This is a genomic window from Pseudomonas nitroreducens TX1 (assembly GCF_000313755.1).
Classification (GTDB): Bacteria; Pseudomonadota; Gammaproteobacteria; order Pseudomonadales; family Pseudomonadaceae; genus Pseudomonas; species Pseudomonas nitroreducens_A.
This window is the reverse complement of record NZ_AMZB01000138.1, coordinates 32,249-54,643: the sequence shown is the minus strand read 5'-3', so window position 1 is coordinate 54,643 and position 22,395 is coordinate 32,249. Positions and strand designations below refer to the sequence as shown.

24 protein-coding genes and 1 riboswitch are annotated in these 22,395 nt (G+C 66.9%); of the genes, 18 read left to right on the top strand and 6 right to left on the bottom strand.

Features of this window, described 5'->3' with window-relative positions; genetic code table 11:
* Nucleotides 1-218: 218 nt before the first annotated feature.
* From C167_RS0130810 to C167_RS0130800, 3 genes are all read left to right on the top strand, one after another.
* Nucleotides 219-653: a hypothetical protein gene (locus C167_RS0130810; RefSeq protein ID WP_100227328.1), complete on the top strand. Its 435-nt coding sequence runs from the start codon at nucleotides 219-221 to the stop codon at nucleotides 651-653.
* A 97-nt stretch (nucleotides 654-750) separates the two neighbouring features.
* A complete protein-coding gene (locus C167_RS0130805; protein WP_017522162.1) occupies nucleotides 751-954 on the top strand; it encodes a hypothetical protein in 204 nt (67 codons plus the stop codon).
* 199 nt (nucleotides 955-1,153) lie between these two features.
* Complete coding sequence (locus C167_RS0130800; protein ID WP_017522161.1) at nucleotides 1,154-1,405, top strand: hypothetical protein; 252 nt, start codon at nucleotides 1,154-1,156, stop codon at nucleotides 1,403-1,405.
* 45 nt (nucleotides 1,406-1,450) lie between these two features.
* On the opposite strand, the gene C167_RS0130795 is transcribed toward C167_RS0130800, so the two are convergent.
* From C167_RS0130795 to C167_RS0130775, 5 genes are all read right to left on the bottom strand, one after another.
* Nucleotides 1,451-3,097, bottom strand: a complete 1,647-nt coding sequence (locus C167_RS0130795; RefSeq protein WP_017522160.1) for a hypothetical protein — start codon at nucleotides 3,095-3,097, stop codon at nucleotides 1,451-1,453.
* 98 nt (nucleotides 3,098-3,195) lie between these two features.
* Nucleotides 3,196-3,828: an ABC-type transport auxiliary lipoprotein family protein gene (locus C167_RS0130790; protein WP_017522159.1), complete on the bottom strand. Its 633-nt coding sequence runs from the start codon at nucleotides 3,826-3,828 to the stop codon at nucleotides 3,196-3,198.
* Nucleotides 3,825-4,763 (bottom strand): MlaD family protein, encoded by a 939-nt coding sequence (locus C167_RS0130785; RefSeq protein WP_017522158.1) that lies wholly within the window; start codon nucleotides 4,761-4,763, stop codon nucleotides 3,825-3,827. The genes C167_RS0130790 and C167_RS0130785 overlap by 4 nt, the downstream gene beginning before the upstream one ends.
* The gene (locus C167_RS0130780) at nucleotides 4,764-5,549 is read right to left on the bottom strand and encodes an ABC transporter ATP-binding protein (protein ID WP_017522157.1); all 786 of its coding nucleotides are present in this window, start codon (nucleotides 5,547-5,549) and stop codon (nucleotides 4,764-4,766) included.
* The gene (locus tag C167_RS0130775; RefSeq protein WP_017522156.1) at nucleotides 5,546-6,691 is read right to left on the bottom strand and encodes an ABC transporter permease; all 1,146 of its coding nucleotides are present in this window, start codon (nucleotides 6,689-6,691) and stop codon (nucleotides 5,546-5,548) included. The genes C167_RS0130780 and C167_RS0130775 overlap by 4 nt, the downstream gene beginning before the upstream one ends.
* Before the next feature lie 130 nt (nucleotides 6,692-6,821).
* A riboswitch (cobalamin riboswitch) is annotated at nucleotides 6,822-7,046 on the top strand.
* A gap of 266 nt (nucleotides 7,047-7,312) precedes the next feature.
* On the opposite strand from C167_RS0130775, the gene cobO reads away from it, so the two are divergent.
* The 10 genes from cobO (at nucleotide 7,313) to C167_RS0130725 (ending at nucleotide 16,338) form a co-directional block, all read left to right on the top strand.
* A complete protein-coding gene (gene cobO, locus C167_RS0130770; RefSeq protein WP_017522155.1) occupies nucleotides 7,313-7,924 on the top strand; it encodes a cob(I)yrinic acid a,c-diamide adenosyltransferase in 612 nt (203 codons plus the stop codon).
* Between the two features lie 28 nt (nucleotides 7,925-7,952).
* Nucleotides 7,953-9,245 (top strand): cobyrinate a,c-diamide synthase, encoded by a 1,293-nt coding sequence (locus tag C167_RS0130765; protein WP_017522154.1) that lies wholly within the window; start codon nucleotides 7,953-7,955, stop codon nucleotides 9,243-9,245.
* Nucleotides 9,246-9,258: 13 nt separating this feature from the next.
* A complete protein-coding gene (gene bluB, locus C167_RS0130760) occupies nucleotides 9,259-9,909 on the top strand; it encodes a 5,6-dimethylbenzimidazole synthase (RefSeq protein WP_017522153.1) in 651 nt (216 codons plus the stop codon).
* Entirely contained in the window at nucleotides 9,906-10,835 is a 930-nt protein-coding gene (gene cbiB, locus C167_RS0130755) for an adenosylcobinamide-phosphate synthase CbiB (protein ID WP_017522152.1), read from the top strand. Before bluB ends, cbiB begins: the two co-directional genes overlap by 4 nt.
* On the top strand, nucleotides 10,835-11,836 hold the full coding sequence (gene cobD, locus C167_RS0130750; protein ID WP_017522151.1) for a threonine-phosphate decarboxylase CobD: 1,002 nt from the start codon (nucleotides 10,835-10,837) through the stop codon (nucleotides 11,834-11,836). Before cbiB ends, cobD begins: the two co-directional genes overlap by 1 nt.
* A 29-nt stretch (nucleotides 11,837-11,865) precedes the next feature.
* Nucleotides 11,866-13,314, top strand: coding sequence for a cobyric acid synthase (locus C167_RS0130745; RefSeq protein WP_037006426.1), 1,449 nt, complete (start codon nucleotides 11,866-11,868; stop codon nucleotides 13,312-13,314).
* Nucleotides 13,315-13,371: 57 nt separating this feature from the next.
* Nucleotides 13,372-13,893 carry a bifunctional adenosylcobinamide kinase/adenosylcobinamide-phosphate guanylyltransferase gene (gene cobU / locus C167_RS0130740; RefSeq protein WP_017522149.1) on the top strand — a complete coding sequence of 174 codons (522 nt, stop codon included), beginning with the start codon at nucleotides 13,372-13,374 and terminating at the stop codon, nucleotides 13,891-13,893.
* Nucleotides 13,890-14,945: a nicotinate-nucleotide--dimethylbenzimidazole phosphoribosyltransferase gene (gene cobT / locus C167_RS0130735; protein WP_017522148.1), complete on the top strand. Its 1,056-nt coding sequence runs from the start codon at nucleotides 13,890-13,892 to the stop codon at nucleotides 14,943-14,945. Before cobU ends, cobT begins: the two co-directional genes overlap by 4 nt.
* On the top strand, nucleotides 14,942-15,529 hold the full coding sequence (cobC, locus tag C167_RS0130730) for an alpha-ribazole phosphatase family protein (protein ID WP_017522147.1): 588 nt from the start codon (nucleotides 14,942-14,944) through the stop codon (nucleotides 15,527-15,529). The genes cobT and cobC overlap by 4 nt, the downstream gene beginning before the upstream one ends.
* 86 nt (nucleotides 15,530-15,615) lie before the next feature.
* Nucleotides 15,616-16,338, top strand: coding sequence for an adenosylcobinamide-GDP ribazoletransferase (locus C167_RS0130725; RefSeq protein WP_026079385.1), 723 nt, complete (start codon nucleotides 15,616-15,618; stop codon nucleotides 16,336-16,338).
* Between the two features lie 485 nt (nucleotides 16,339-16,823).
* Here C167_RS0130725 and C167_RS0130720 read toward each other — a convergent pair whose 3' ends face one another.
* Entirely contained in the window at nucleotides 16,824-18,644 is a 1,821-nt protein-coding gene (locus C167_RS0130720; RefSeq protein WP_017522145.1) for an acyl-CoA dehydrogenase C-terminal domain-containing protein, read from the bottom strand.
* Nucleotides 18,645-18,818: 174 nt separating this feature from the next.
* Between C167_RS0130720 and C167_RS0130715 the strand changes: the two genes are divergently transcribed.
* The 5 genes from C167_RS0130715 (at nucleotide 18,819) to C167_RS0130695 (ending at nucleotide 22,331) form a co-directional block, all read left to right on the top strand.
* Entirely contained in the window at nucleotides 18,819-19,235 is a 417-nt protein-coding gene (locus tag C167_RS0130715) for a MarR family winged helix-turn-helix transcriptional regulator (RefSeq protein ID WP_017522144.1), read from the top strand.
* A 74-nt stretch (nucleotides 19,236-19,309) separates the two neighbouring features.
* Entirely contained in the window at nucleotides 19,310-20,503 is a 1,194-nt protein-coding gene (locus tag C167_RS0130710; RefSeq protein WP_026079384.1) for an MFS transporter, read from the top strand.
* On the top strand, nucleotides 20,500-20,622 hold the full coding sequence (locus C167_RS35340; RefSeq protein ID WP_268744107.1) for a hypothetical protein: 123 nt from the start codon (nucleotides 20,500-20,502) through the stop codon (nucleotides 20,620-20,622). The genes C167_RS0130710 and C167_RS35340 overlap by 4 nt, the downstream gene beginning before the upstream one ends.
* Before the next feature lie 48 nt (nucleotides 20,623-20,670).
* Entirely contained in the window at nucleotides 20,671-21,222 is a 552-nt protein-coding gene (locus C167_RS0130700; RefSeq protein WP_017522141.1) for a glutathione peroxidase, read from the top strand.
* Between the two features lie 173 nt (nucleotides 21,223-21,395).
* Entirely contained in the window at nucleotides 21,396-22,331 is a 936-nt protein-coding gene (locus tag C167_RS0130695; RefSeq protein WP_017522140.1) for a DUF2167 domain-containing protein, read from the top strand.
* The last annotated feature ends 64 nt before the right edge of the window (nucleotides 22,332-22,395 follow it).

Here is a 22,395-nt window from a genome sequence, read left to right as displayed (position 1 = left end):
TAGAGCGCGCGAAGGCCCGCTGCAATGTGGCTGGCCGACGCGTGACGCCGACTTGCACGGCAATGTCGCGCGATCATCATCCTGCTTTGCGTGGCAATATCCGGAGGCTGTGAATCAATGTACGGACAGCGGCGCGGCGAACCGCTACGCTCCACCCTCAGATCCGGGATCACTGACCGGGCGATAACGAAAACAGGAAAACCAGGGCGGGAAATCCGATGACTTCAGCAGTACCCTCACGCGCTTCGCTGCAACGCTGGACGCTTCAGCTGCTCGGAGCCGTTGCCTTGTTGTTGGGGCTGAGCAGCCCGGCGCTGGCTGATCGGGTGATCCCTTCGGGAATGATGGTGGGCTTCGTCGACAGCGCCGTGTTCCCGGTGATCACCCTGAAGCGACCCAAGCCGACCCTGCTGCGCCAGGTGATGACGCTCGGGCTGTACAAGAAAACCATCAGTTACCCGTTGTCGGTGTCCATCCGCATCCGCGACGAGGACAATCGTTTCATGGTCTACGGGCAGTTGCCGAAAATCACCGGCAAGTTCGTCGGCATCAAGATGGGCCTGGACAGCCGTATCAGCCAGATCTGGGTCCTGACCCAGGCCGAAGCGGTGGAGTACGTTCGCCGGCCCGATACGCTGTTCCCGCCGAGCTGATGACCCTGCGCCCACCGCTCGTGCGGGTGGGCAGCCGGAACAGGCCGAGATCGGCTATCCTATGTGCCGTTTCGAACCTTTCAGAACCGGTCTACCCATGACGCCCTCTCAGCCGCCCCGCGAAGACAGCGCCGACAACGCGCAGGAACAACCCAAACTCTCCCTGGCCCAGCTGGCCAAGGCCGCCCTTGCCGCGCAGCAGCAGGCGAGAACCGCCTACCAGCATCGCAAGCCTCACGACCAGGCCGAGTACCGCCCACCGCATCCGCGCGGCTCGCGTCGCTCGATGGGCAAGCGCTGATACCACCTCTCGTCCGAAACACCTTCAGCCGGCGCTCTTGCGAGGGCGCTCCCTGAACTGCGGTGACCGGCATGGGTCGTATCCACATCGACCTTGCCATGCTGGCTGGCCATTCCTGCTCTCGCGAACCCGTCACGGATCGACACCCGCGCCGCCCTATGCCCAGGCAGAAGGAGCGCCTCGCGTCCAAGGAGAATCCATGAAAGTCCTCGTTCCGATCCTTTCCCTGCTGGCGCTCGCCGGCTGCATCACCATGACCGGCAACTACGAAGTCAGCGCCCATGACGAGTCCGGCAAGGCTCTGAGCAACGGCAAGTTCCTCGCCCATGGCAGTGGTATCTATACCGTGCGCAATTCGCTCTGCTCGGTCTACCCGAAGGCCATCGTCACCATCAGGGACGTGGAGACGGACCAGGAACTGGAGGGCGAAAGCCCTTACCACTGCCGCTGAGGTGTGTGATGGCGGCGCCAGGCTCGGGCCGCCTTCTTTCATCGGTCAGTGCTGTTCTTTGAGCAGTTCCTCGCAGCGCTGCCTGACACTTTCGACAGGGTCTGATTGCTGGCACTTGCGGAGCATCCGCAGCGCGTCGCCCGGCCAGATTTCCCGTGGCCATGCCGAAATGGCCTTGAGCGCCATATTGCGGTTGCGCACTGTCGGGCTTTGGAGGCCTGTGCGGATCAGGTCCCAGCCCTCGCCAGGGAATCGGTCGAGGTCTTGCAGAATGAAGTCGAGGTCGCTGTGCAGGTGATACGCCGGACCCAGTCCGAGGGTTTCACCAGGACCACTGGCAATGGCGGCCAGATCCAGTTGCTGTCTCGCCAGGTCCAGCACTCGCCGCACGCGCTCGTTGTCATGGGTTTGCATCAGTTGGTACCAGTGTTCGCCGCGCTTTTCGGCCTGTCGCAGGAAGAGCGGCTCCCAGATGTCCAGATCAAGCAGTCGTGCGGCTGATATACCCTGCCAGACTTGCTGCCGGTCGCTCTGCTGCAAAGCCGCCAGCACGGTTTGTGGCCATTTGGGATCGTCGACGAAGGCCTGTGCGCGAGCAGCCAGGCGTTCACGGGTCTGCTCAGTCCAGCCGGACTGCTCCAGCGTGTCCCAGTCTTCGTCGCCTTTCAGGAAGTCCAGAATCTGTCCGGTGGTTTCCAGTGATTGCAGGGAGTCGCTCCGGCGATTGGTCACCTGCAGAAGATAGCTGTCACACGCCCAGGCGCCATCGGCATAGTCACGAATGTCCCGGGCGGGCCCCCCGCACAACAGTGCGGAGAGGATTTCCGCTGCACAGTTCAGCAGGTCGTCATCCAGTCCGACGGCGGGCACCGAGAGCGCGGCGGCCAGTTGTCCGCCTACCGCGCAGCTATAGGCGAGGTACTCGTACATCACGTCGTTGCGATAACCCTCTCGCAGTAGCCAGTCCCTGATCTGCACGTTGTGTGTTGCCGCCAGACGCTCGACCAGATGGATGCGTCCCCAGCCATGTACCTTGCGGGCAAGCTGCCACTGTCTGTGCTCTGCTTCTGTCGGGGGGAGCAGATTCCCCAGCGCCACGGCGGCGTACAACGTGAACTCTTCGTGCAGGCCGAGCGTGGTCAGGATGTCGGCATGACTCCTGTTTCCCAGAATCCCCAGCATTGCCATGGCGAATTTCACCGGGGCGCGGTCGGGGGCTTCCGTTGCCAGCCAGAGCGCCAGTGACTCCAGTTTTTCCCTGCGGATACCGGGGTAATCCGGCAGGCGCTCGATCAGCACATCGAGGTATTCCAAGGGCGAGGCGCGGCAAAGGTGCTCGTACAAGGTGATCATGGCGGGAGCGTTTGGGCTGTCGCAAGCTGCGCGCAGCTTGCCCAGCAGTTGCTCGACCTCCTCCGATTGTCCGGTGTGGCCATGGTGACCGAACACGCCATCCAGGGCGCCAGCGCTCCAGCCCATTTCTCCCTCGGCGGCCGGTACTTCATCCGGCAGCGTCGTTGCGTCGTCGGGAAGGCCGTCTGGTTGATCCGCGTAGCGGGTGAGAAAGCGGTAGAGACTCTGGCGATCACCGGGCCAGGCTTCCAGGGGGCGCTTCTGAAGAACGATCGCATTGGTGTCGATCGAATCCGCGGGGCGTCCGAGCAATCTGCGCAGCCAGGCGCTAATGTCCATATCTGTACTTCCATGTAGGTGGAAACCTGCAAGCTTGAGCCATCACGCGACCAGTGCACAACCTGACTCGGTCCAGATGGGATGCGCCCCTCGTCAGGCTACTGGGTGCTGCCAACCTGGGGGCGATTGAGTTGCCCCTGCTGCAACGTCCACTCCACCACCTGAGCCGAAAGCTGGTCGGCGGCCTTGCCGAAGGCGCTGACCACCTCGGGCACCTGTTTGCCGCCCACCGGCTGGCGGACCTCGAAGGTGTGCGAGGCGACGATGCGCTGGCCGAGGGTGCGCACCAGGCGGGCGTCGTAGCGCAGATGAATCACCGGAGTGCCGTTCTGGTACTCGCTCTGGAAGGCGCGCAGGTCGCCGGTCAGGTCGAGGTCGGCCTGCAGGCTGGCTTCGTCGCTGCTCAGGGCGCGCACGCTGCCGTTGGCGGTGAAGGCGTCGAGCAGGCGGTCACGCAGCAGGCCTGGGGCGCGGTTGCTCCAGCGCGCGCCCTGATAGCTGCTGATCTGGCTGCCCTGCGGGACTACGGCGATGCGGTTGCTGTCCAGCGCGAGGCTGGCGCTGGGCGCGCTGACGCGCAGCGACCAGTTCACCGGCGCATTGCTGCGCGCGGGCTGCTGGGTGGCCGGCAGCAGGTAGAAGTCGGGGCTCTCCGCTTCCGGGAGGATCGAGCAGGCGCCCAACAGGCTGACCAGGGCGGCAACACCGAGCAGGCGTGGGAGGGCGGTCATGGCTGGAACTCCTTGTTGCGTTCGCGGCCGAGCAGGTAGCCGGTGGGGTTTTCCTGCAGGCGGCGGGTGACGCCGCGCAGGTCTTCCAGGGTGGAGCGCAGTTCGCGGATCGCCGGGCCGATCTCGCCCAGGCCATCGAGTCCGCCGTTCACCGAGTCGTAGTTGCTGCCCAGCAACTGCTCCACCCGCTCGCTGCTGGTACGCAGCGAGGCGAGGGTCTTCTGGGTGTCGTCGAGGATGTCCTGGCCCTTGCCGCCCAGCGTCTGGTTGGCACGCTCGAGCAGCTGGCTGGCGTTGGCCAGGGTGATACGCGCCTGCTCGCTGGCGGCGGCCAGCTCCTTGAAGGTCTGGCGGATGTCGTCGCGCTGCTCGGCGACTACGCCGGTGGCCTGGTCGATGTGGTCCAGGGTGCGGCTGATGCGGTCGACGTTCTCCTGGGAGAACATGCGGTTCACGTTGTTGATCAGGTTGTTGATATTGGTCGCGATGTCCTCGCCGTTGGCCAGCAGCTTGGCGAAGGGCGAGGGGATGGTCTTGATCACCGGCACTTCGCCGTCCTTGCTGGCCAGCGGCGGGCTGTCCTGGGCGGCGCTGGAAAGCTGGATGATGGCCTGGCCGGTGACGCCGGTGAGGGCCAGCTTGGCGCGCGTGTCTTCGCGGATCGGCGTGCTGTCGTACACGCGGATGCGTGCGCGGACCTTGCGCGGGTCGTTCGGGTCCAGGCGCAGGGACGTCACGTCGCCCACGCGGATGCCGCTGTACTGCACGGTGCCGCCTTCGGACAGGCCGGTCACTGCCTCGTTGAAGATCACGTCGTAGATCTTGTACTTCTGGTCGTTGCTCGACTGTGCCAGCCACAGGGCGAAGAGCAGCGCGCCGATCGACACGACCAGGGTGAACAGACCGATCAGCACATGATGGGCACGGGTTTCCATTCAGCTTTCCTCCCGCAGGTGTTCGGTGGCCTGCAGCGCGGCACGGCCGCGGGGGCCGTGGAAGTAGTCCTGCACCCAGGCGTCGTCGGTCTGGGCGACCTGGTCCAGCGGCCCCACCACCAGCACACGCTTCTGCGAGAGTACGGCGACGCGGTCGCAGATGGTGTAGAGGGTGTCCAGGTCGTGGGTAACCAGGAACACGGTGAGGCCAAAGGCGTCGCGCAGGGTCAGGATGAGTTGGTCAAAAGCCGCCGCGCCTATCGGGTCGAGGCCGGCGGTGGGCTCGTCGAGGAACAGGATGTCCGGGTCCAGCGCCAGGGCGCGGGCCAGGGCGGCGCGCTTGACCATGCCGCCGGAGAGCTCGGCCGGGTATTTGCCGCCGGCATCCGGCGGCAGGCCGGCGAGGGAAATCTTCACCTTGGCCATGAATTGCGCGTCGGCGCGGGACAGCCCGGCATGCTCGATCAGTGGCAGGCAGATGTTCTCGCTCACGGTCAGGGAGGAGAACAGCGCGCCGTTCTGGAACAGCACGCCGAAGCGCCGTTCCAGCTTCGAGCGCTCCAGCGGCGGCAGCGCCGGCAGGTTCTGCCCGAACACATGCACGCTGCCTTCGCTGGGTTGGCGCAGGCCGATGATGCTGCGCAGCAGCACCGACTTGCCGGTGCCCGAGCCGCCGACCACGCCGAGGATCTCGCCCTTCATCACGTCGAGATCCAGGTGCTCGTGCACGGCGTGGCTGCCAAAGCGATTGGCCAGGTCACGGACGACGATGATCGGTTCGCTCACCAGCCCATCTCCATGAAGAACAGCGCGAAGACCGCATCCAGCAGGATCACCACGAAGATCGACTGGACCACGCTGGAGGTCGTGTGCTCGCCCACCGACTGCGCGCTGCCGCTGACCCGGAAGCCTTCCAGGCAGCCGATCACGGCAATGATGAAGGCAAACACCGGGGCTTTGACGATGCCCACCAGGAAATGCTGCACGGCAATGTCGTTCTGCAGCATGTAGAGGAACATGCGCGGTGAGATATCCAGGCTCAGGGCGCAGACCACGCCGCCGCCGAAGATGCCGGAGATCATCGCCAGGAAGGTCAGCATCGGCAGGGTCAGCAGCAGGGCCAGCACCCGTGGCAGCACCAGCAGCTCCACCGGGTCCAGGCCCAGCGCCTGGATGGCGTCGATCTCCTGGTTGGCCTTCATCGAGCCGATCTGCGCGGTGAAGGCGCTGGCCGTGCGGCCGGCGAGCAGGATCGCAGTGAGCAGTACGCCGAATTCGCGCAGGAAGGAGAAGCCCACCAGGTCGACGGTGTAGATCTGTGCGCCAAATTTCTGCAGCACCGTGGCGCCGAGGAAGGCCACCACCGCGCCGACCATGAAGGTCAGCAGGGCAACGATGGGCACGGCGTCCAGCCCGGTTTCCTCCATATGCGCGGCCAGCGAGGTGAGGCGCCAGCGACGCGGGCGTAGCAGGTTTCTGAGCAGCGTCTGCAGGGTCAGGCCGATGAAGCCGAGCACGCCGACCAGGTGTTCGCGGAAGGTCAGGGTGGCGATGCCGATGCGTTCCAGCACATCGACCAGCGCGTTGCCCGGCTCCGGCGCCTTTTCGTCCAGGCGGCACTGGGTGATGGCGCTGCCGACGGCGCGCAGCAATGCCTGGCGTTCGGCGGGAAGGTTGCGGGCGATCTGCTCCAGCTGGCTCATGCGCGCGCCGCCGATGATCTCGGCAAGCAGCGCGGCGCCAGCGGTGTCCAGCGCGCCGAGACCGGCAAAATCCAGCTCGGCGGGGCACTCTGCGTGGCGCTGGGCGGCAATTTGGGCTTCCAGCGCGGAGAAATGCGCGAGCGTCCAGTCACCGCTGACGTGCATCAGTGGTGGGTTGGCGGAGGGGTCGAGTTGAAGCTGGCCGGGCTGGGCGGTCATCGTCATGGTTCGCATTCTAGCGGAGTTACACACTGCCATGATTGGACATGTGTGTCGCCTTTTAGAGCGGCTGCCCGGAGCTGTGACCCGCCTGGAGACATCCGCTTCAATTGACGCCCCAGGCCGCCAGCCACTAAGCTGCGCGCCTGCTTCAGGTGCTCTCGGTGCGAGCCGCGAGTGAAACAGGGAAGCCGGTGGCATCGATGCGCAATCGACCATTCCGGCGCTGCCCCCGCAACGGTAAGCGAGCTTCGAACCGCAATCCGCCACTGTGCTCCAGCATGGGAAGGCGCGGTTCTTCGGAAACGCCACGCGCTTCCACTCGCAAGCCCGGAGACCGGCCTGTCGCATCGCATGGCATCGCGGGAGGCGCTGCCGACGCCGGCCGCCTGCGCCGCGCGTTGCCGTCCTCCGCCTGCCCCGACTGGTCAGTGCCGCGCGGGTGAGAGCGGCGGAGAATCCTTCAGTTGAATTCCCTGTTCCCCAGGTCGACAGCCCTCGTGCTGGGCGACCTCTGCCGCCTGCGCCCGCGCGAGCTGCTGGCTCGTCTGCCCATTCCATTTCTCGTGCGCTGCTACCCGGCCGGCGGCCTGACGCCTGCGCAATGCCTATCTGGAGCTCCCTTTCATGACTGAATCCCCGGAAAAGGACGAGCGCCATCGCTCGCGCATGCAGCGCAAGAAAGAGGTGATCGACGAGAAGATCGCCCAGGCCCAGGGCGAGCGCGGTGTGTTCCTGGTCAACAGCGGCAACGGCAAGGGCAAGAGCAGCTCGGCCTTCGGCATGGCCGCCCGCGCATTGGGCCACGGCATGAAGGTGGGCGTGGTGCAGTTCATCAAGGGCGCCGCCACCACCGGCGAGGAAGCGTTCTTCCGCCGCTTTCCCGAGGAAGTCAGCTTCCACGTGATGGGCGAAGGTTTTACCTGGGAAACCCAGGACCGCCAGCGCGATATCGCCAAGGCGCAGGCAGCGTGGGAAGTCGCGCGCCAGTTGCTGGCCGACCCGGAAGTGGGCCTGGTGGTGCTGGACGAAGTGAACATCGCCCTCAAGCACGGCTACCTGGAGCTGGACACCGTGCTCGCTGATATTGCTGCGCGCCCGCCCATGCAGCACGTGGTCGCGACCGGCCGCGGGGTGCAGCCGGCCATGGTCGAGGCTGCAGATACCGTGACCGAGATGGGCCTGGTGAAGCATGCCTTCAAGGCCGGCATCAAGGCGCAGAAAGGGGTGGAGTACTGATGCATCCCGTTGTGGCGGAGCGCGCCCGATGACCTCGCGCCAATGCCCCGCATTGCTGATCGCCGCGCCCGCTTCGGGCCAGGGCAAGACCACCGTGACCGCCGCCCTGGCGCGCCTGCACACGCGCCTCGGGCGCAAGGTGCGGGTGTTCAAGTGCGGACCGGATTTCCTCGACCCGATGATCCTCGCTCGCGCCAGTGCTGCGCCGGTCTACCAGCTGGACCTGTGGATGGTCGGCGAGCGGGAGAGCCGCCGCCTGCTCTGGGAGGCGGCCGGCGAGGCCGACCTGATCCTCATCGAGGGTGTGATGGGCCTGTTCGACGGCTCGCCCTCGGCGGCCGACCTGGCGCGGCGCTTCGATGTGCCGGTGATGGCAGTGATCAACGGCCAGTCCATGGCGCAGACTTTCGGTGCGATGGCGGTCGGCATGGCGACCTACCAGAACGACCTGCCATTCTCCGGCGTGCTCGCCAACCGCATCGGCAGCCAGCGCCATCGCGACCTGGTGCGCGACAGCCTGCCGGAATGGATTCGCTGGTATGGCGCGCTGCCGCGCGATACCGACGTGGAGTTGCCCAGCCGCCACCTTGGCCTGGTGCAGGCCGACGAACTGGCCGACCTCGACACCCGCCTGGACGCCGCCGCCGATGCCCTGGCGGCCAGCGCGAGTACCGAGCTGCCGGCGCCGGTGAGCTTTGCCGCGCCCGAGTCACGCAGCCAGCCCTCCGGCCTCGATGGGGTGCGCATCGGTGTGGCGCGGGACAATGCCTTCGCCTTCCTCTATCAGGCCAACCTAGACCTGCTGAGCGAACTGGGTGCCGAACTGGTGTTCTTCTCGCCGCTGCGCGACCAGGCGCTGCCGGAGGTGGACAGCCTCTACCTGCCCGGCGGCTACCCGGAGCTGCACCTGCGGGCGCTGGCCGGGAACCGCGCGATGGCCCAGGCCATCCACGCGCACCACGAGATGGGCAAGCCGATCCTCGCCGAGTGCGGCGGCATGCTCTATCTGCTCGACGCGCTGACCGACGTAGCCGGCGAACGCGCGCCGCTGCTTGGTCTTCTGCCGGGCGAGGCACGCATGCAGAAACGCCTCGCTGCATTGGCGCTGCAAGCCGTGACGCTGCCCGAGGGGACGCTGCGAGGGCACACCTTCCACCACTCGTTGCTGGACAGCAGCGAGGAGCCGCTCGCCCGTGGCGTCTGCCCCAACGACAAGCCGGTGGCCGAAGCGGTGTTCCGCCGCGGCCGGCTCACCGCCTCCTACATCCACTTCTACCTGCCGTCCGACCCGGCCGCCGCAGTTGCCCTGCTCAGACCATGAAGAGCGTCAGACCATGACCGAGCACGCCTACAGCCTTGAGGAGCGCGCCGCGCTCTACCGTGCCATCGCCGAGCGCCGCGACATGCGCCACTTCAGCGGCGGCACGGTGGTGCCCGACCTGCTCGCACGCTTGCTTGAAGCGGCCCACCAGGCGCCCAGCGTCGGCCTGATGCAGCCGTGGCGGTTTATCCGCGTCACTTCGCGGGAGCTGCGTGAATCGATCCATGCGCTGGTGGAGGAAGAGCGTGTGCGCACCGCCCAGGCGCTGGGCGAGCGTTCCGACGAGTTCATGCGGCTGAAGGTCGAGGGTGTGCTCGACTGCGCCGAAGTGCTGGTGGCCGCGCTGATGGAGGGCCGCGAGGCGCATGTCTTCGGCCGTCGCACGCTGCCGAACATGGACCTGGCCTCGCTCTCCTGTGCCATCCAGAACCTCTGGCTGGCTTCCCGCGCGGAAGGTCTGGGGATGGGCTGGGTCTCGCTGTTTGATCCGGCCGCGCTGGGCGAGCTGCTCGGATTGCCAGCTGGCGCCGAGGCCGTGGCGGTGATCTGCTTGGGGCCGGTCAGCGAGTTCTATCCCGCGCCGATGCTGGCCCTGGAAGGCTGGCGCCAGCCGCGCTCGCTGGACGAGCTGGTGTTCGAAAACCGCTGGGGAGAGAAGGCATGAGCCTGGCCTTGCTGAGCGTCCTCGGCGTGGCGCTGGATGCCCTGCTGGGCGAGCCGAAGCGCTGGCATCCGCTGGTGGCGTTCGGGCGGTTGGCGGACCGGCTGGAGCGAAGGTTCAATCGCTCCCGCGCCGATGCCGGAAGCGACACCCCTGGCCTCGGCTGGCGCAGCCATGGCGTCACTGCATGGATCATCGCGGTTATTCCGCTGACCCTCATCGCGCTGTTGCTAAGCCTGCTGCCTTACGTCGGCTGGATCGTCCAGGCGCTCGCGCTGTACGCCGCCCTGGGTCTGCGCAGCCTGGGCGAGCACGCCGATCCGGTGGTGCTGGCGCTGCGTAGTGGCGACCTCAACGAAGCGCGCCTGCGCGTGGGCTACATGGTCAGCCGCGATACCGCTGAGCTGGACGACACTGCCGTAGCCCGCGCCGCCACCGAGTCGGTGCTGGAGAACGGCAGCGATGCGGTGTATGCCGCGCTGTTCTGGTTCGCCGTGGCCGGCGCGCCGGGCGTGGTGCTCTATCGCCTGAGCAACACCCTCGACGCCATGTGGGGCTACCGCAACGCCCGCTTCGAACGCTTTGGCTGGGCCGCGGCGAAGATCGACGATGCGCTCAATTACATTCCGGCGCGCCTGGTGGCGTTTACCTATGCGCTGCTCGGCCAGACCCGTCTCGCCCTGCGCTGCTGGCGCACACAGGCGCCGCAGTGGGACAGCCCCAACGCCGGCCCGGTGATGGCGGCCGGCGCGGGAGCGCTGGGCGTGTCGCTCGGCGGCTCCGCCCGCTACCACGGCGAACTCCACGAACGCCCCCAGCTGGGGCAGGGCCCGGCGCCGACCGCCACGGACATCTGGCGCGCGCTGGCCCTGGTGCGCCAGGGCGTGCTGCTCTGGCTGGCGGTCATCCTCATCCTGGGAGTGCTCTGATGCTCGAACATGGCGGCCGGTTGCGCAAAGCGGCGCAGCAGTACGGCATTCCCCTCGCCGAATGGCTGGACCTGTCCACCGGTATTTCGCCCTGGCCCTGGGCTTTGCCCAGCGTGCCGGCGGCTTCATGGATGCGCCTGCCCGAAGAGGGCGACGGCCTGGAGGCCGCCGCTCGTCGCTACTACAGCGCCGAAAAGCTGCTGCCGCTGCCCGGCAGCCAGGCGGCGATCCAGTTGCTGCCGCGGCTGCGCCGGCCGGGCAAGGTCGGCGTCGTCTCGCCCTGTTACGCCGAGCACGCCGAGTCCTGGCGTGCCGCCGGGCACATCCTGCGCGAGGTCAGCGACCAGGAAGTCCCCCATCACCTGGAACGCTTCGACGTGCTGGTGGTGGTCAACCCGAACAACCCCACCGGCCGGCGCATCGAGGCCGGCGTGCTGCTGGAGTGGCATGCGCGCCTGCAGGAACGCGGCGGCTGGCTGGTGGTGGACGAAGCCTTCATGGACTGCACGCCCGAGCACAGCCTGGCGCCCAGTTGTGCCAGCCGTCCTGGGCTGATCGTGCTGCGCTCCTTCGGCAAGTTCTTTGGCCTGGCCGGTGCTCGCCTGGGCTTCGCCTTCGCCGAACCGCGCCTGCTGGAGAGCCTGGCGAAACTGCTCGGCCCCTGGTCGGTGAGCGGCCCGACGCGCTGGGTTGCGCAGGCGGTGCTGGGCGAGTTCCAGGAACACATCCAGCGGCGGCGCGATCTGCATGAGGCCAGCCGGCATCTGGCCGGGCTGCTCGGGGCACACGGCTTCGCCCCGCAGGGCGGCACGCCGCTGTTCCAGTGGGTGGTGTCGATGCGCTCCCACGCGCTGCGCGATCACCTGGCGCGCCAGGGCGTCCTCGTGCGTCTGTTCGAGACGCCGGCCAGCCTGCGCTTCGGCCTGCCCCCGGATGAGAAGGGCTGGGAGCGCCTGGAGCATGGCCTGCGCACCTTCAACCAGATGGAGAACCTGCGGTGACATCGCCCCGCGCGCCTGGCGCGACCCTGATGGTTCAAGGCACCACATCCGACGCGGGCAAGAGCACGCTGGTAACCGCACTGTGCCGCTGGCTGCGCCGGCAGGGCGTGGCCGTGGCGCCGTTCAAGCCGCAGAACATGGCGCTCAACAGTGCGGTGACGGCTGACGGAGGCGAGATCGGCCGCGCCCAGGCAGTGCAGGCGCAGGCCTGCCACCTGGCGCCGCACACCGACATGAACCCGGTGCTGCTCAAACCCAACAGCGATACCGGCGCCCAGGTAATCATCCATGGCCGCGCGGTGACCAGCATGAACGCCGTGGCCTACCACGACTACAAGCGCGTGGCGATGCAGGCGGTGCTCGACTCCCATCAGCGCCTGAGCGCGCAGTACCCGGTGGTGATGGTGGAAGGCGCAGGATCGCCGGCGGAGATCAACCTGCGCGCCAACGACATCGCCAACATGGGTTTTGCAGAGGCGGTGGACTGCCCGGTCATCCTGATCGCCGACATCGACCGCGGTGGCGTATTCGCTCACCTGGTCGGCACCCTGGAGTTGCTCAGCGAGAGCGAGCGGGCGCGGGTGAAGGGCTTCGTCATCAACCGTTTCCGCGGCGACATCGCATTGCTGCAGAACGGCCTCGACTGGCTGGAAGAACGCACCGGCGTTCCAGTGCTCGGCGTGCTGCCGTACCTGATGGATTTCCACCTGGAAGCCGAGGACGCCATCGACACCCGCCAGGCCGCAAAGACCGGCGAGCGCCTGCGCGTGGTGGTGCCGGTGCTGCCGCGCATCAGCAACCACACCGACTTCGATCCTCTGCGCCTGCACCCGCAGGTGGAGCTGACCTTCGTCGGCCCTGGCCAGCCGATCCCGCCGGCGGACCTGATCATCCTGCCCGGCTCCAAGAGCGTGCGGCCGGACCTGGCCTTCCTCCGCGCCCAGGGCTGGGAGGAAGCAGTCCGCCGACACCTGCGCTACGGCGGCAAGCTGCTGGGAATCTGCGGCGGCTTGCAGATGCTCGGCCGGACTCTGGCCGATCCGCATGGCCTGGAAGGCGCGGCGGGGGAGAGCGACGGTCTGGGCCTGCTGGATCTGACTACCGTGCTGGAACCCGAGAAGCAGCTGCGCAATGTCAGCGGCCAGTTGGCGCTGGAACGCGCCCCGGTGAGTGGTTACGAGATTCATGCCGGCGTCACTACAGGCCCGGCGCTGGCGAACCCCGCCGTGCGCCTGAGCGATGGTCGCAGCGACGGCGCGTTGAGTGCCGACGGGCAGGTGATGGGCACCTACCTGCACGGGCTGTTCGAGTCCGCCGCATCCAGTTCGGCACTGCTGCGCTGGGCCGGGCTGGGTGAGGTGCAGAGCATCGACTACCACGCCCTGCGCGAACGTGACATCGAGCGCCTGGCCGATCAGGTCGAGGCGCATCTGGATATCGAAAAACTGAGAGCATTGTGCGGGCTGCAGGGTGCATGACCCCTCCATCCTGCTGCACCTGGCTTTTTTGTAGGACCCGATTTTCAGGGAGACACCATGCTTGAACTGATCCTCGGCGGTGCCCGTTCGGGCAAGAGCCGCCTGGCCGAGCGCCTGGCGCGGGAAAGTGGCCTGCAGGTCACCTACGTCGCCACGGCCCAGGCCGGCGACGGCGAGATGTCCACGCGCATCCTCCAGCACCGCGAGCGCCGCCCCGAACACTGGGGCCTGGTGGAAGAACCGCTGGCCCTGGCCGACGTGCTGGAACGCCTGGCGGCGCCAGAGCAGTGCGTGCTGGTGGACTGCCTGACCCTGTGGGTCACCAACCTGCTGATCCACGAAGATGGCTGGCGCCTGCGCGGCGAGATCGACGCACTGCTGGAAACGCTGCCGCAACTGCCCGGACGAATCATTCTGGTCAGCAACGAAACCGGGCTGGGCGTGGTGCCGATGGGCGAGCTCAGCCGCCGATATGTCGACGAGGCCGGCTGGCTGCACCAGTCCCTGGCCGAGGTCAGCGAGCGCGTGGTGTTCACCGTCGCCGGCCTGCCCATGGTGTTGAAGGGGGAAGCGTTATGAGTCTGCAATGGTGGCTGCAATCGACCCAGCCGATCGACCGCGTGGCGCAGGACAAGGCCGCCGCGCGCCAGGACCAGCTGACCAAGCCGCGCGGCGCGCTGGGCCGGCTGGAAGAGGAAACCATCCGCCTCGCCGGCCTGCAGGGGCGCGAGCGGCCGGCTCTGGAGCACATCTGGATCGCCCTGTTCGCCGGTGACCACGGGGTGGTCGCCGAGGGCGTGTCGGCCTATCCGCAGGCGGTGACCGTGGAGATGCTGCGCAACTTCGTGCGCGGCGGTGCGGCCATCAGCGTGCTGGCCCGCGACCTCGATGCGCGCCTGGAGGTGATCGACCTGGGCACCGCCACGCCGCTTGAGCCGCTGACGGGTGTGCTGCATGTGATGGTCGGCGCCGGCACCGCGAACTTCACCCAGGAGCCGGCGATGACCGCCGCGCAGTGCCTGATCGCACTGGAAGCCGGCCGTGAAGCCGTGCGACGCGCCCAGCAGGCCGGCGCGGAGCTGTTCATCGGCGGCGAGATGGGAATCGGCAATACCAGCTCGGCGGCGGCGCTGGCCTGTGCGCTGCTGGATGAGCCGGCGCAGGCGCTGGTCGGCCCCGGCACTGGATTGGATGCGCAGGGCGTCGCACGCAAGGTCGAGGTCATCGATCGCGCGCTGGCGCTGCACCGCGCCCATTGCGACGAGCCCTTCGAGGCGCTGTGCCGTCTCGGGGGGTTCGAGATCGCCGCGCTGGTGGGCGCCTATCTCGCCTGCGCGCAGAAGGGCATCCCGGTGCTGGTGGACGGTTTCATCTGCACCACTGCCGCGCTGTGCGCCACGCACCTGAACCCCGGCTGCCGTGACTGGCTGCTGTTCGCCCACGCAGGCGCCGAGCCGGGGCACATCCGTGTGCTGGCTGCGCTGAACGCCGAGCCCTTGCTGGACCTTGGGCTGCGCCTGGGCGAGGGCAGCGGCGCAGCGCTGGCCGTGCCGTTGCTGCGCCAGGCGTGCCGGTTGCACAGTGGTATGGCGACCTTCGCCGAGGCAGCGGTGTCGGACCGCCCGGCATGACATTGCGCCTGGAGTTGCTGCGTCACGGCGAGACCGAGCTCGGTGGTGGCTTTCGCGGGCGGCTGGACGATGCGCTGACCGAAACCGGCTGGGCGCAGATGCGTGATGCACTGGGCAATGAATGCCGCTGGTCGGCGCTGGTCAGCTCGCCGTTGCAGCGCTGCGCGGCGTTCGCCGAGGAGTTGGCGGCGCGCCATGGCTTGCCGCTGGGCTTCGAACCGGGCCTGCAGGAGCTGGATTTCGGGCAGTGGGAAGGCCTTTCGCCAGCTAAGCTGATGGAGACGGACGCCGTGGCGCTGGAGCGCTTCTGGAACGATCCTTACGCCTTTGCGCCACCCGGTGGCGAGGCCATGGGCGACTTTGAGTCCCGTGTCTTCGCAGCGCTGGAACGTCTCTACCAGGCCCATGCCGGATCGTCCGTGCTGGTGGTCACCCACGGTGGCGTGATGCGCCTGCTCGGCGCGCTGGCCAGTGGCCTGCCGGCAAAGCGCCTGCTGGAAGTGGTGGTGGCCCATGGCGAATGCATGGCGCTGGACGTGACCCGCGACGGCGACGGCTGGCGCATCCACAAGGCAAGCAACTGATGACACACCCGGACCGCGAGCAAGAGGCAGCCGAGCCCGCCGAGCAGAGCGGAGCGGATGCGCACGCCGTCCAACTCAGCGACTGGCTGCTGCCGTTGGTGGCACTGCAGTTCCTCACCCGCCTGCCGGTGCGCCTGGGGCACATGCCGACGCCGGAGCAGTTTGGCCGCGCCACCTTGTACTACCCGCTGGTGGGCCTGCTGATCGGTGCGGTGCTGTTCACCATGGGCGGGTTGCTCGGTGGCGTACATCTGTTGTTGCAAGCGGCGCTGATCCTGCTGGTGTGGGTCGCCTTCACCGGCGCGCTGCACCTCGATGGCCTGGCCGATACCGCGGACGCCTGGATCGGCGGCCTGGGGGATCGCGAACGTACCCTGGCGATCATGAAGGACCCGCGCTGCGGCCCGGCGGCGGTGGTCGCGCTGGTACTGCTGCTGCTCCTCAAATTCGCGGCGATCACCGCCGTCCTGGGCAATCACCAGCACTGGGGTCTGCTGCTGGCGCCCTGGCTGGGGCGCTGCGCGCTGCCGCTGCTGTTCTTCACCACCGACTATGCGCGCAAGGGCGGTCTGGGCCAGGCGCTGGCCGACCATCTCCCGCGTGGCGCAATGCCGTGGGTGCTGGCGGCCAACGCGGCGCTGATGGTGCTGGTGGGCCTTTCCGGCCTGCTGGCGCTGGCAGTCGCGTTGGCATTGTTCGTCTGGCTGCGCAGCCGCTTCATCGCCCGCCTGGGCGGCACCACCGGGGATACCGCCGGGGCGATGCTGGAGATGATCGAGTGCGCGGTGCTGGTGGCGTTGGCGCTCTGAACTCCTCTTCGGAAATTCCTGGTTGGGGAGCCCCTCTCCCTAACCCTCTCCCTGAAGGGAGAGGGGACTGTATGGTGCCGGATGATGCCGCCGTTTCAGCCGGCACGGGCGGCTCCCTCTCCCTTCAGGAAAAGGAGACGGCACGGTGCCGGTTGAGGCCGCGATTTCAGCCGGCACGGGCGGCTCCCTCTCCCTTCAGGAAAAGGGAACGGCACGGTGCCGGTTGATGCCGCGGTTTCAGCCGACACGGGCAGCTCCCTCTCCGTTCAGGGAGAGGGGACTGTGTGGTGCCGGTTGATGCCGCCGTTTCAGCCGGCACGGGCGGCTCCCTCTCCCTTCAGGAAAAGGGGACGGCATGGTGCCGGTTGATGCCGCCGTTTCAGCCGGCACGGGCGGCTCCCTCTCCCTTCAGGGAGAGGGCGGGGGAGAGGGCTGGAGCTCGCGCCGGAGGTCAGGCAGGTGCGAGCGAGGGCTTGGCGCCTAGGTTAATCAAACGCGAAATGCTCCGTCTTCAACCCCATGATCGACCGCACGGGCTTCGCCATCGCCGCCGCATGCCCCTTGGCGCGTGGCAGCAGGCGAGCGAAGTAGAAGTCGCTGGTGGCGATCTTCGCCTTGTAGAAGTCGCTCGACTCGCTGCCGCCCTGGCGCAGGCGCTTGCGCGCGGCGGCTTCCTGCAGCGCCCAGGAATACGCCAGCGCGGCGTAGCCGGAGAACATCAGGTAATCGTGGCTGGCGGTGCTCACCAGGTCGCGTTGCTTGCGGGCGGTGAGGGCGATGCGCAGCGTCAGCAGGTTCCACTGCGCGCAGAGCTTGAGCAGCGTGAGCGCGCGGCCGCGCATGGCCGGCTCCTGCTTGAGCAGGTCGACGGCGAACTTCGCCACCTGCCGGGTGAAGTCGCGCACGGCCTTGCCCTGGGTCATCAGCAGCACCTTGCGGCCGAGCAGGTCCAGCGCCTGGATGCCGGTGGTGCCTTCGTAGAGCGTGGCGATCCGCGCGTCGCGGACGATCTGCTCCATGCCGTGTTCCTTGATGTAGCCGTGGCCGCCGAATACCTGCATGCCCAGGTTGGCGCTCTCCAGGCCCAGTTCGGTCAGGCAGCCCTTGAGGATAGGAGTGAGGAAGCCGAGCTTGTCGTCCCAGCGGTCGTACTCGGCGTTGGAGTGGGTCAGCAGGCCCTGGATCATCTTGTCGGCATACTGGGTGGCCAGGTAGATCAGCGCGCGGCCGCCTTCGGCCACGGCCTTCTGGGTCAGCAGCATGCGGCGCACGTCGCCATGGTGCATCAGGCTGTCGGCGATCTCGCCCGGTTCCTTGGTGCCGGAGAGGGCGCGCATGGAGCGGCGCTCGCGGGCGTAGGCCAGCGCGCCCTGGTAGGCCAGCTCGGCGGTGGCCACGCCCTGGATGGCGGTGCCGATGCGCGCGCTGTTCATGAAGGTGAACATGCACTCCAGGCCCTTGTTCGGCTCGCCGATGAGGTAGCCGGTGGCGCCGTCGAAGTTCATCACGCAGGTGGCCGACGCCTTGATGCCCATCTTCTTTTCCAGCGCGCCACAGGTCACGCCGTTGCGCGGGCCGAGTGCGCCGGCTTCACTTGGAAGGAATTTCGGCACGATGAACAGCGAAATACCGCGCGTGCCTTTCGGTGCATCCGGCAGGCGGGCGAGGACGATGTGCACGATGTTCTCGGTGAGGTCGTGCTCGCCGGAGGAGATGAAGATCTTGGTGCCGGTGATCGCATAGCTGCCATCGGCGTTCGTTTCCGCGCGGGTCTTCACCTGGCCCAGGTCGGTGCCGCATTGCGGCTCGGTCAGGCACATGGTGCCGCCCCAGCGGCCTTCGGTGAGCGGGGTGAGGTAGGTGCGTTTCTGCTCCTCGGTACCGTGCTGCATCACGGTGTTCATCGCGCCCAGCGACAGGCCCGGGTACATCGAGAACGGCCAGTTGGCGGTGCCCATCATCTCCTGCTTGAGCGCGCCCAGGCTCATCGGCAGACCCTGGCCGCCGTATTCCACAGGATGCGACAGGCCCTGCCAGCCACCGGCGACATAGGCGTCGTAGGCTTGCTTGAAACCCTTGGGCGTGCGCACTTCGCCATTCTCCAGGTGACAGCCTTCCTCGTCGCCGCTGTGGTAGAGCGGGGCGATCACTTCCTCACAAAGCCTGGCGCATTCGCCGAGGATGGCGTCGACCATGTCCGGCGTGGCTTCGCCGCCATTCACCAGATTCTGGTAGTGGGTAGGGAAGTCGAAGACTTCATTGAGCAGGAAGCGGGTGTCGCGCAGCGGAGCTTTGTAGACGGGCATCGGGGACCTCGGACCGTGATGCGCCCCGTCGAAAGCGCGGGGCTGGATGGCCGCAGTTATACGGCTGGCTCCGCGCGGTGCCCTTGGCTGCGCCAACGCCACGCATTGGCAGATGGGACAATGGGGCGCGTCGGCCATTGACCGCTTCGCAGATGCGGGTATATACATGCATCCATGCTGACCACCCAATGCCTCTGCACCAAACTGCGCCGCTCGGCCCGCGCCGTGACCCGCGTCTATGACGATGCCCTGAAAGGCGTCGGGTTGACCACTGCGCAGTTTTCCCTGCTGCGGCACCTGTCGCGGCTGGAGCAGCCGAGCATCTCCGAGCTGGCCGAGGCCATGGGCCTGGACCGCAGCACGCTGGGGCGCAATCTCAAGCCGCTGGAGGCCGATGGCCTGGTGAAGCTGGAAGAGGGTGAAGATCAGCGCAACCGGATCGTGGTCCTGACCCCGGCCGGGCTCGAGCGCATCGTGCGGGGTCGTGATGCCTGGGACGCGGCGCAGTTGGGTGTGGCGTCGCATCTGGGCGATGAAAAGCGCCGTCAGCTGGAAGCCTTGCTGGATGAACTGGCCGCGCTGGAGAGCTAGCGGCGGCCTGCATGCCATTTGGAAGAACGAACAAAAGCGGGTATATACCCGTTTAGGAGCAATCGATGTCGAAGCTGTCGCGCACGGGGTTCTGGATACTGGTATCCGGCGCCCTGATACTCGCCCTGTCCCTGGGCATCCGCCATGGCTTCGGCCTGTTCCTTGCGCCGATGAGCGCCGAATTCGGCTGGGGGCGTGAGACCTTCGCCTTCGCCATCGCCCTGCAGAACCTGATCTGGGGTGTCGCCCAGCCGTTCACCGGGGCCGTCGCCGACCGCTTCGGCGCGATGCGCACCGTACTGGTGGGCGGCATTCTCTATGCCGTCGGGCTGGTGCTGATGGGCTATTCCGACTCGGCCTTCAGCCTGTCCATGAGCGCCGGCCTGCTGATCGGCATTGGCCTTTCGGGCACCTCGTTCTCGGTGATTCTCGGTGCGGTGGGGCGTGCGGTACCGCTGGAGCGCCGCAGCATGGCCATGGGCATCTCGGCGGCAGCGGGTTCCTTCGGCCAGTTCGCCATGCTGCCGGGCACCCTGGGACTGATCGGCTGGCTGGGCTGGTCCGCTGCGCTGCTGGCGCTGGGTCTGCTGGTGGCCTTCATCGTGCCGCTGGCGGTGCTGATGAAGGACAAGCCCCTGCCGATGCAGGGCCACGAGCAAACCTTGGGCGAGGCGCTGCGCGAGGCGGCCGGGCATTCCGGCTTCTGGCTGCTGTCCCTGGGCTTTTTCGTCTGTGGCTTCCAGGTCGTATTCATCGGTGTGCACCTGCCGGCCTACCTGGTGGACCGCCACCTGCCCGCCACCGTCGGCACCACGGTGCTGGCGCTGGTAGGTCTGTTCAATGTCTTTGGCACCTACATTGCCGGCTGGCTGGGCGGGCGGATGAGCAAGCCCAGGCTGCTCACCGGCCTGTACCTGTTGCGCGCGGTGGTGATCGTCGCCTTCATCTGGGCGCCGCTGAGCGTCTGGACGGCTTACGCCTTCGGCATCGCCATGGGCCTGCTGTGGCTATCCACCGTGCCGCTCACCAACGGCACAGTCGCGACCCTGTTCGGCGTGCGCAACCTGTCGATGCTCGGGGGCATCACCTTCCTGTTTCACCAGATCGGCGCCTTCCTCGGCGGCTGGCTGGGCGGCTACGTGTATGACCACACCGGCAACTACGACCTGGTCTGGCAGGTTTCCATCCTCCTCAGCCTGCTGGCCGGTCTGCTCAACTGGCCGGTGCGCGAGCGCCCGGTCGAGCGTACCGCGCTGGGGGCGGCGTGAAGCGCCCAATGGTGATCGCTCTGGCGCTGGGACTTGGCCTGGCGGTGGCGGGTATTGCGTGGTGGGGCTGGCAGCGCGGCGGTCTTGCGTTGATGCAGCTGGGCATGGGCAGTTGCTGATGCATGGCGCGCGAGGTAGCGTGGCGGGATAGCTTGAGGATCACTGCCATGCGCCTATCTCTGCTCGTCCTGTCTCTGTTGTTGCCCCTGGCCGCGCAGGCCGCCGACTGCCCGGCGCTGCTCAAGACCCAGGGTGAATTGCCCAAGTTGCGCTCCAAGGATGTGCTTGATCTTTGCGAGCTCTATGCCGGCAAGCCCTTGCTGGTGGTGAATACCGCCAGCCATTGCGGCTTCACTCCGCAGTTCAAGGGCCTCGAGGCTGTCTACCAGAAGTACAAGGGACAGGGCCTGGAAGTGCTCGGCGTACCCTCCGATGACTTCAAGCAGGAGGATGCCGATTCCGCCGAAACCGCGAAGATCTGCTACGGCAACTACGGCGTGACCTTCAACATGACCTCGGTGCAGCACGTCAGCGGCGACGAGGCGATCCCGCTGTTCAAGGACCTCGCCCAACAGGCCGACCAAGTGCCACGTTGGAACTTCTTCAAATACGTGGTGGACCGGCAGGGCAAGGTGGTGGCGGAGTTTTCCAGCTTGACCAAGCCGGACGACCCCGAGCTGCAGGCCGCCATCGAAAAGGCCATCGCCAGCCAACCCTGAGGTTCGGGGGAATCACGATGAAGCCGGGCCGGTGCCCGGCTTTTTTTTGTGCGCCAGCGCAGGCGCAGATGAAATTTCCTGTTACAGGTTTAGCCAGGGAATGCGACAATTCGCGCCCGGCGGCATGGCAATTGGCCGCTGATGTCATGGATACGATTCAGGAGATTCACCCTATGGATGGCAAAGCCCTCTTCCTGGCTGCCTTGCTCGCACAGGCCATCGCCGCCCCGGCGTTCGCCGCACCCGCTACCGACAACCAGAGCGAAAGCCCCGCAGCCGCCGCTGCTCCCGCTCCCGCCGCCGAGTCGGACGAGGAGATGTCGCCCGAGACCTTCGTCGCCAGCCTGCACTTCCAGAAAGGCAAGGTGGTGGTCGGCGATAACCTCGCGACCTTCGATCTGCCGGAGAACTTCGTCTTCCTCGACGGCAAGGATGCCGAGCGCGTATTGGAAGCCTGGGGCAATCCACCCTCCGATCCGCCGCTGGGCATGCTGATGCCGGCCGGCGTCTCGCCGTTCGATGCCGAGTCCTGGGCCGTGACCGTGCAGTATGAGGAGAGCGGCTACGTCTCGGACGAGGACGCGGCAAAGATCGACTACGCGGAAATGCTCAAGGACATGCAGGACGACCTCAAGGAAGCCAATCCGCAGCGTGAGCAGCAGGGCTTCGAGTCGATCCAGCTGATCGGCTGGGCCGCGCCGCCGCGCTATGACGCGGCGGAAAAGAAGCTGTACTGGGCGAAGGAACTGCAGTTCGGCGACGCCAAGGAGCACACGCTGAACTACAACATCCGTGCGCTGGGCCGCAAAGGTGTGCTGGTGCTGAACTTCGTTGCCGGCATGGAGCAGCTGCCGGAGATCGAGAAGAACGTCGGCAAGGTGCTGGCGATGACCGAGTTCAACCCGGGCAACCGTTATGTCGACTTCAACCCCAGCGTCGACAAGGTTGCCGCTTATGGCCTGGGCGCGCTGATCGCCGGCAAGGTCGCCGCCAAGGTCGGGCTGTTCGCGACCCTGCTGGTGCTGCTGAAGAAGCTGTGGATCGTCCCGGCCCTGGCCATCGGCTGGATTGCCCGCCGCTTCAAGCGCAAGCCGTCGAGCGAAGGCTGATCCGCCGCCCTTGTTCTCCAGGCAAGGAAAAGCCGGGCGTTGCCCGGCTTTTTGCTTTGGGTAG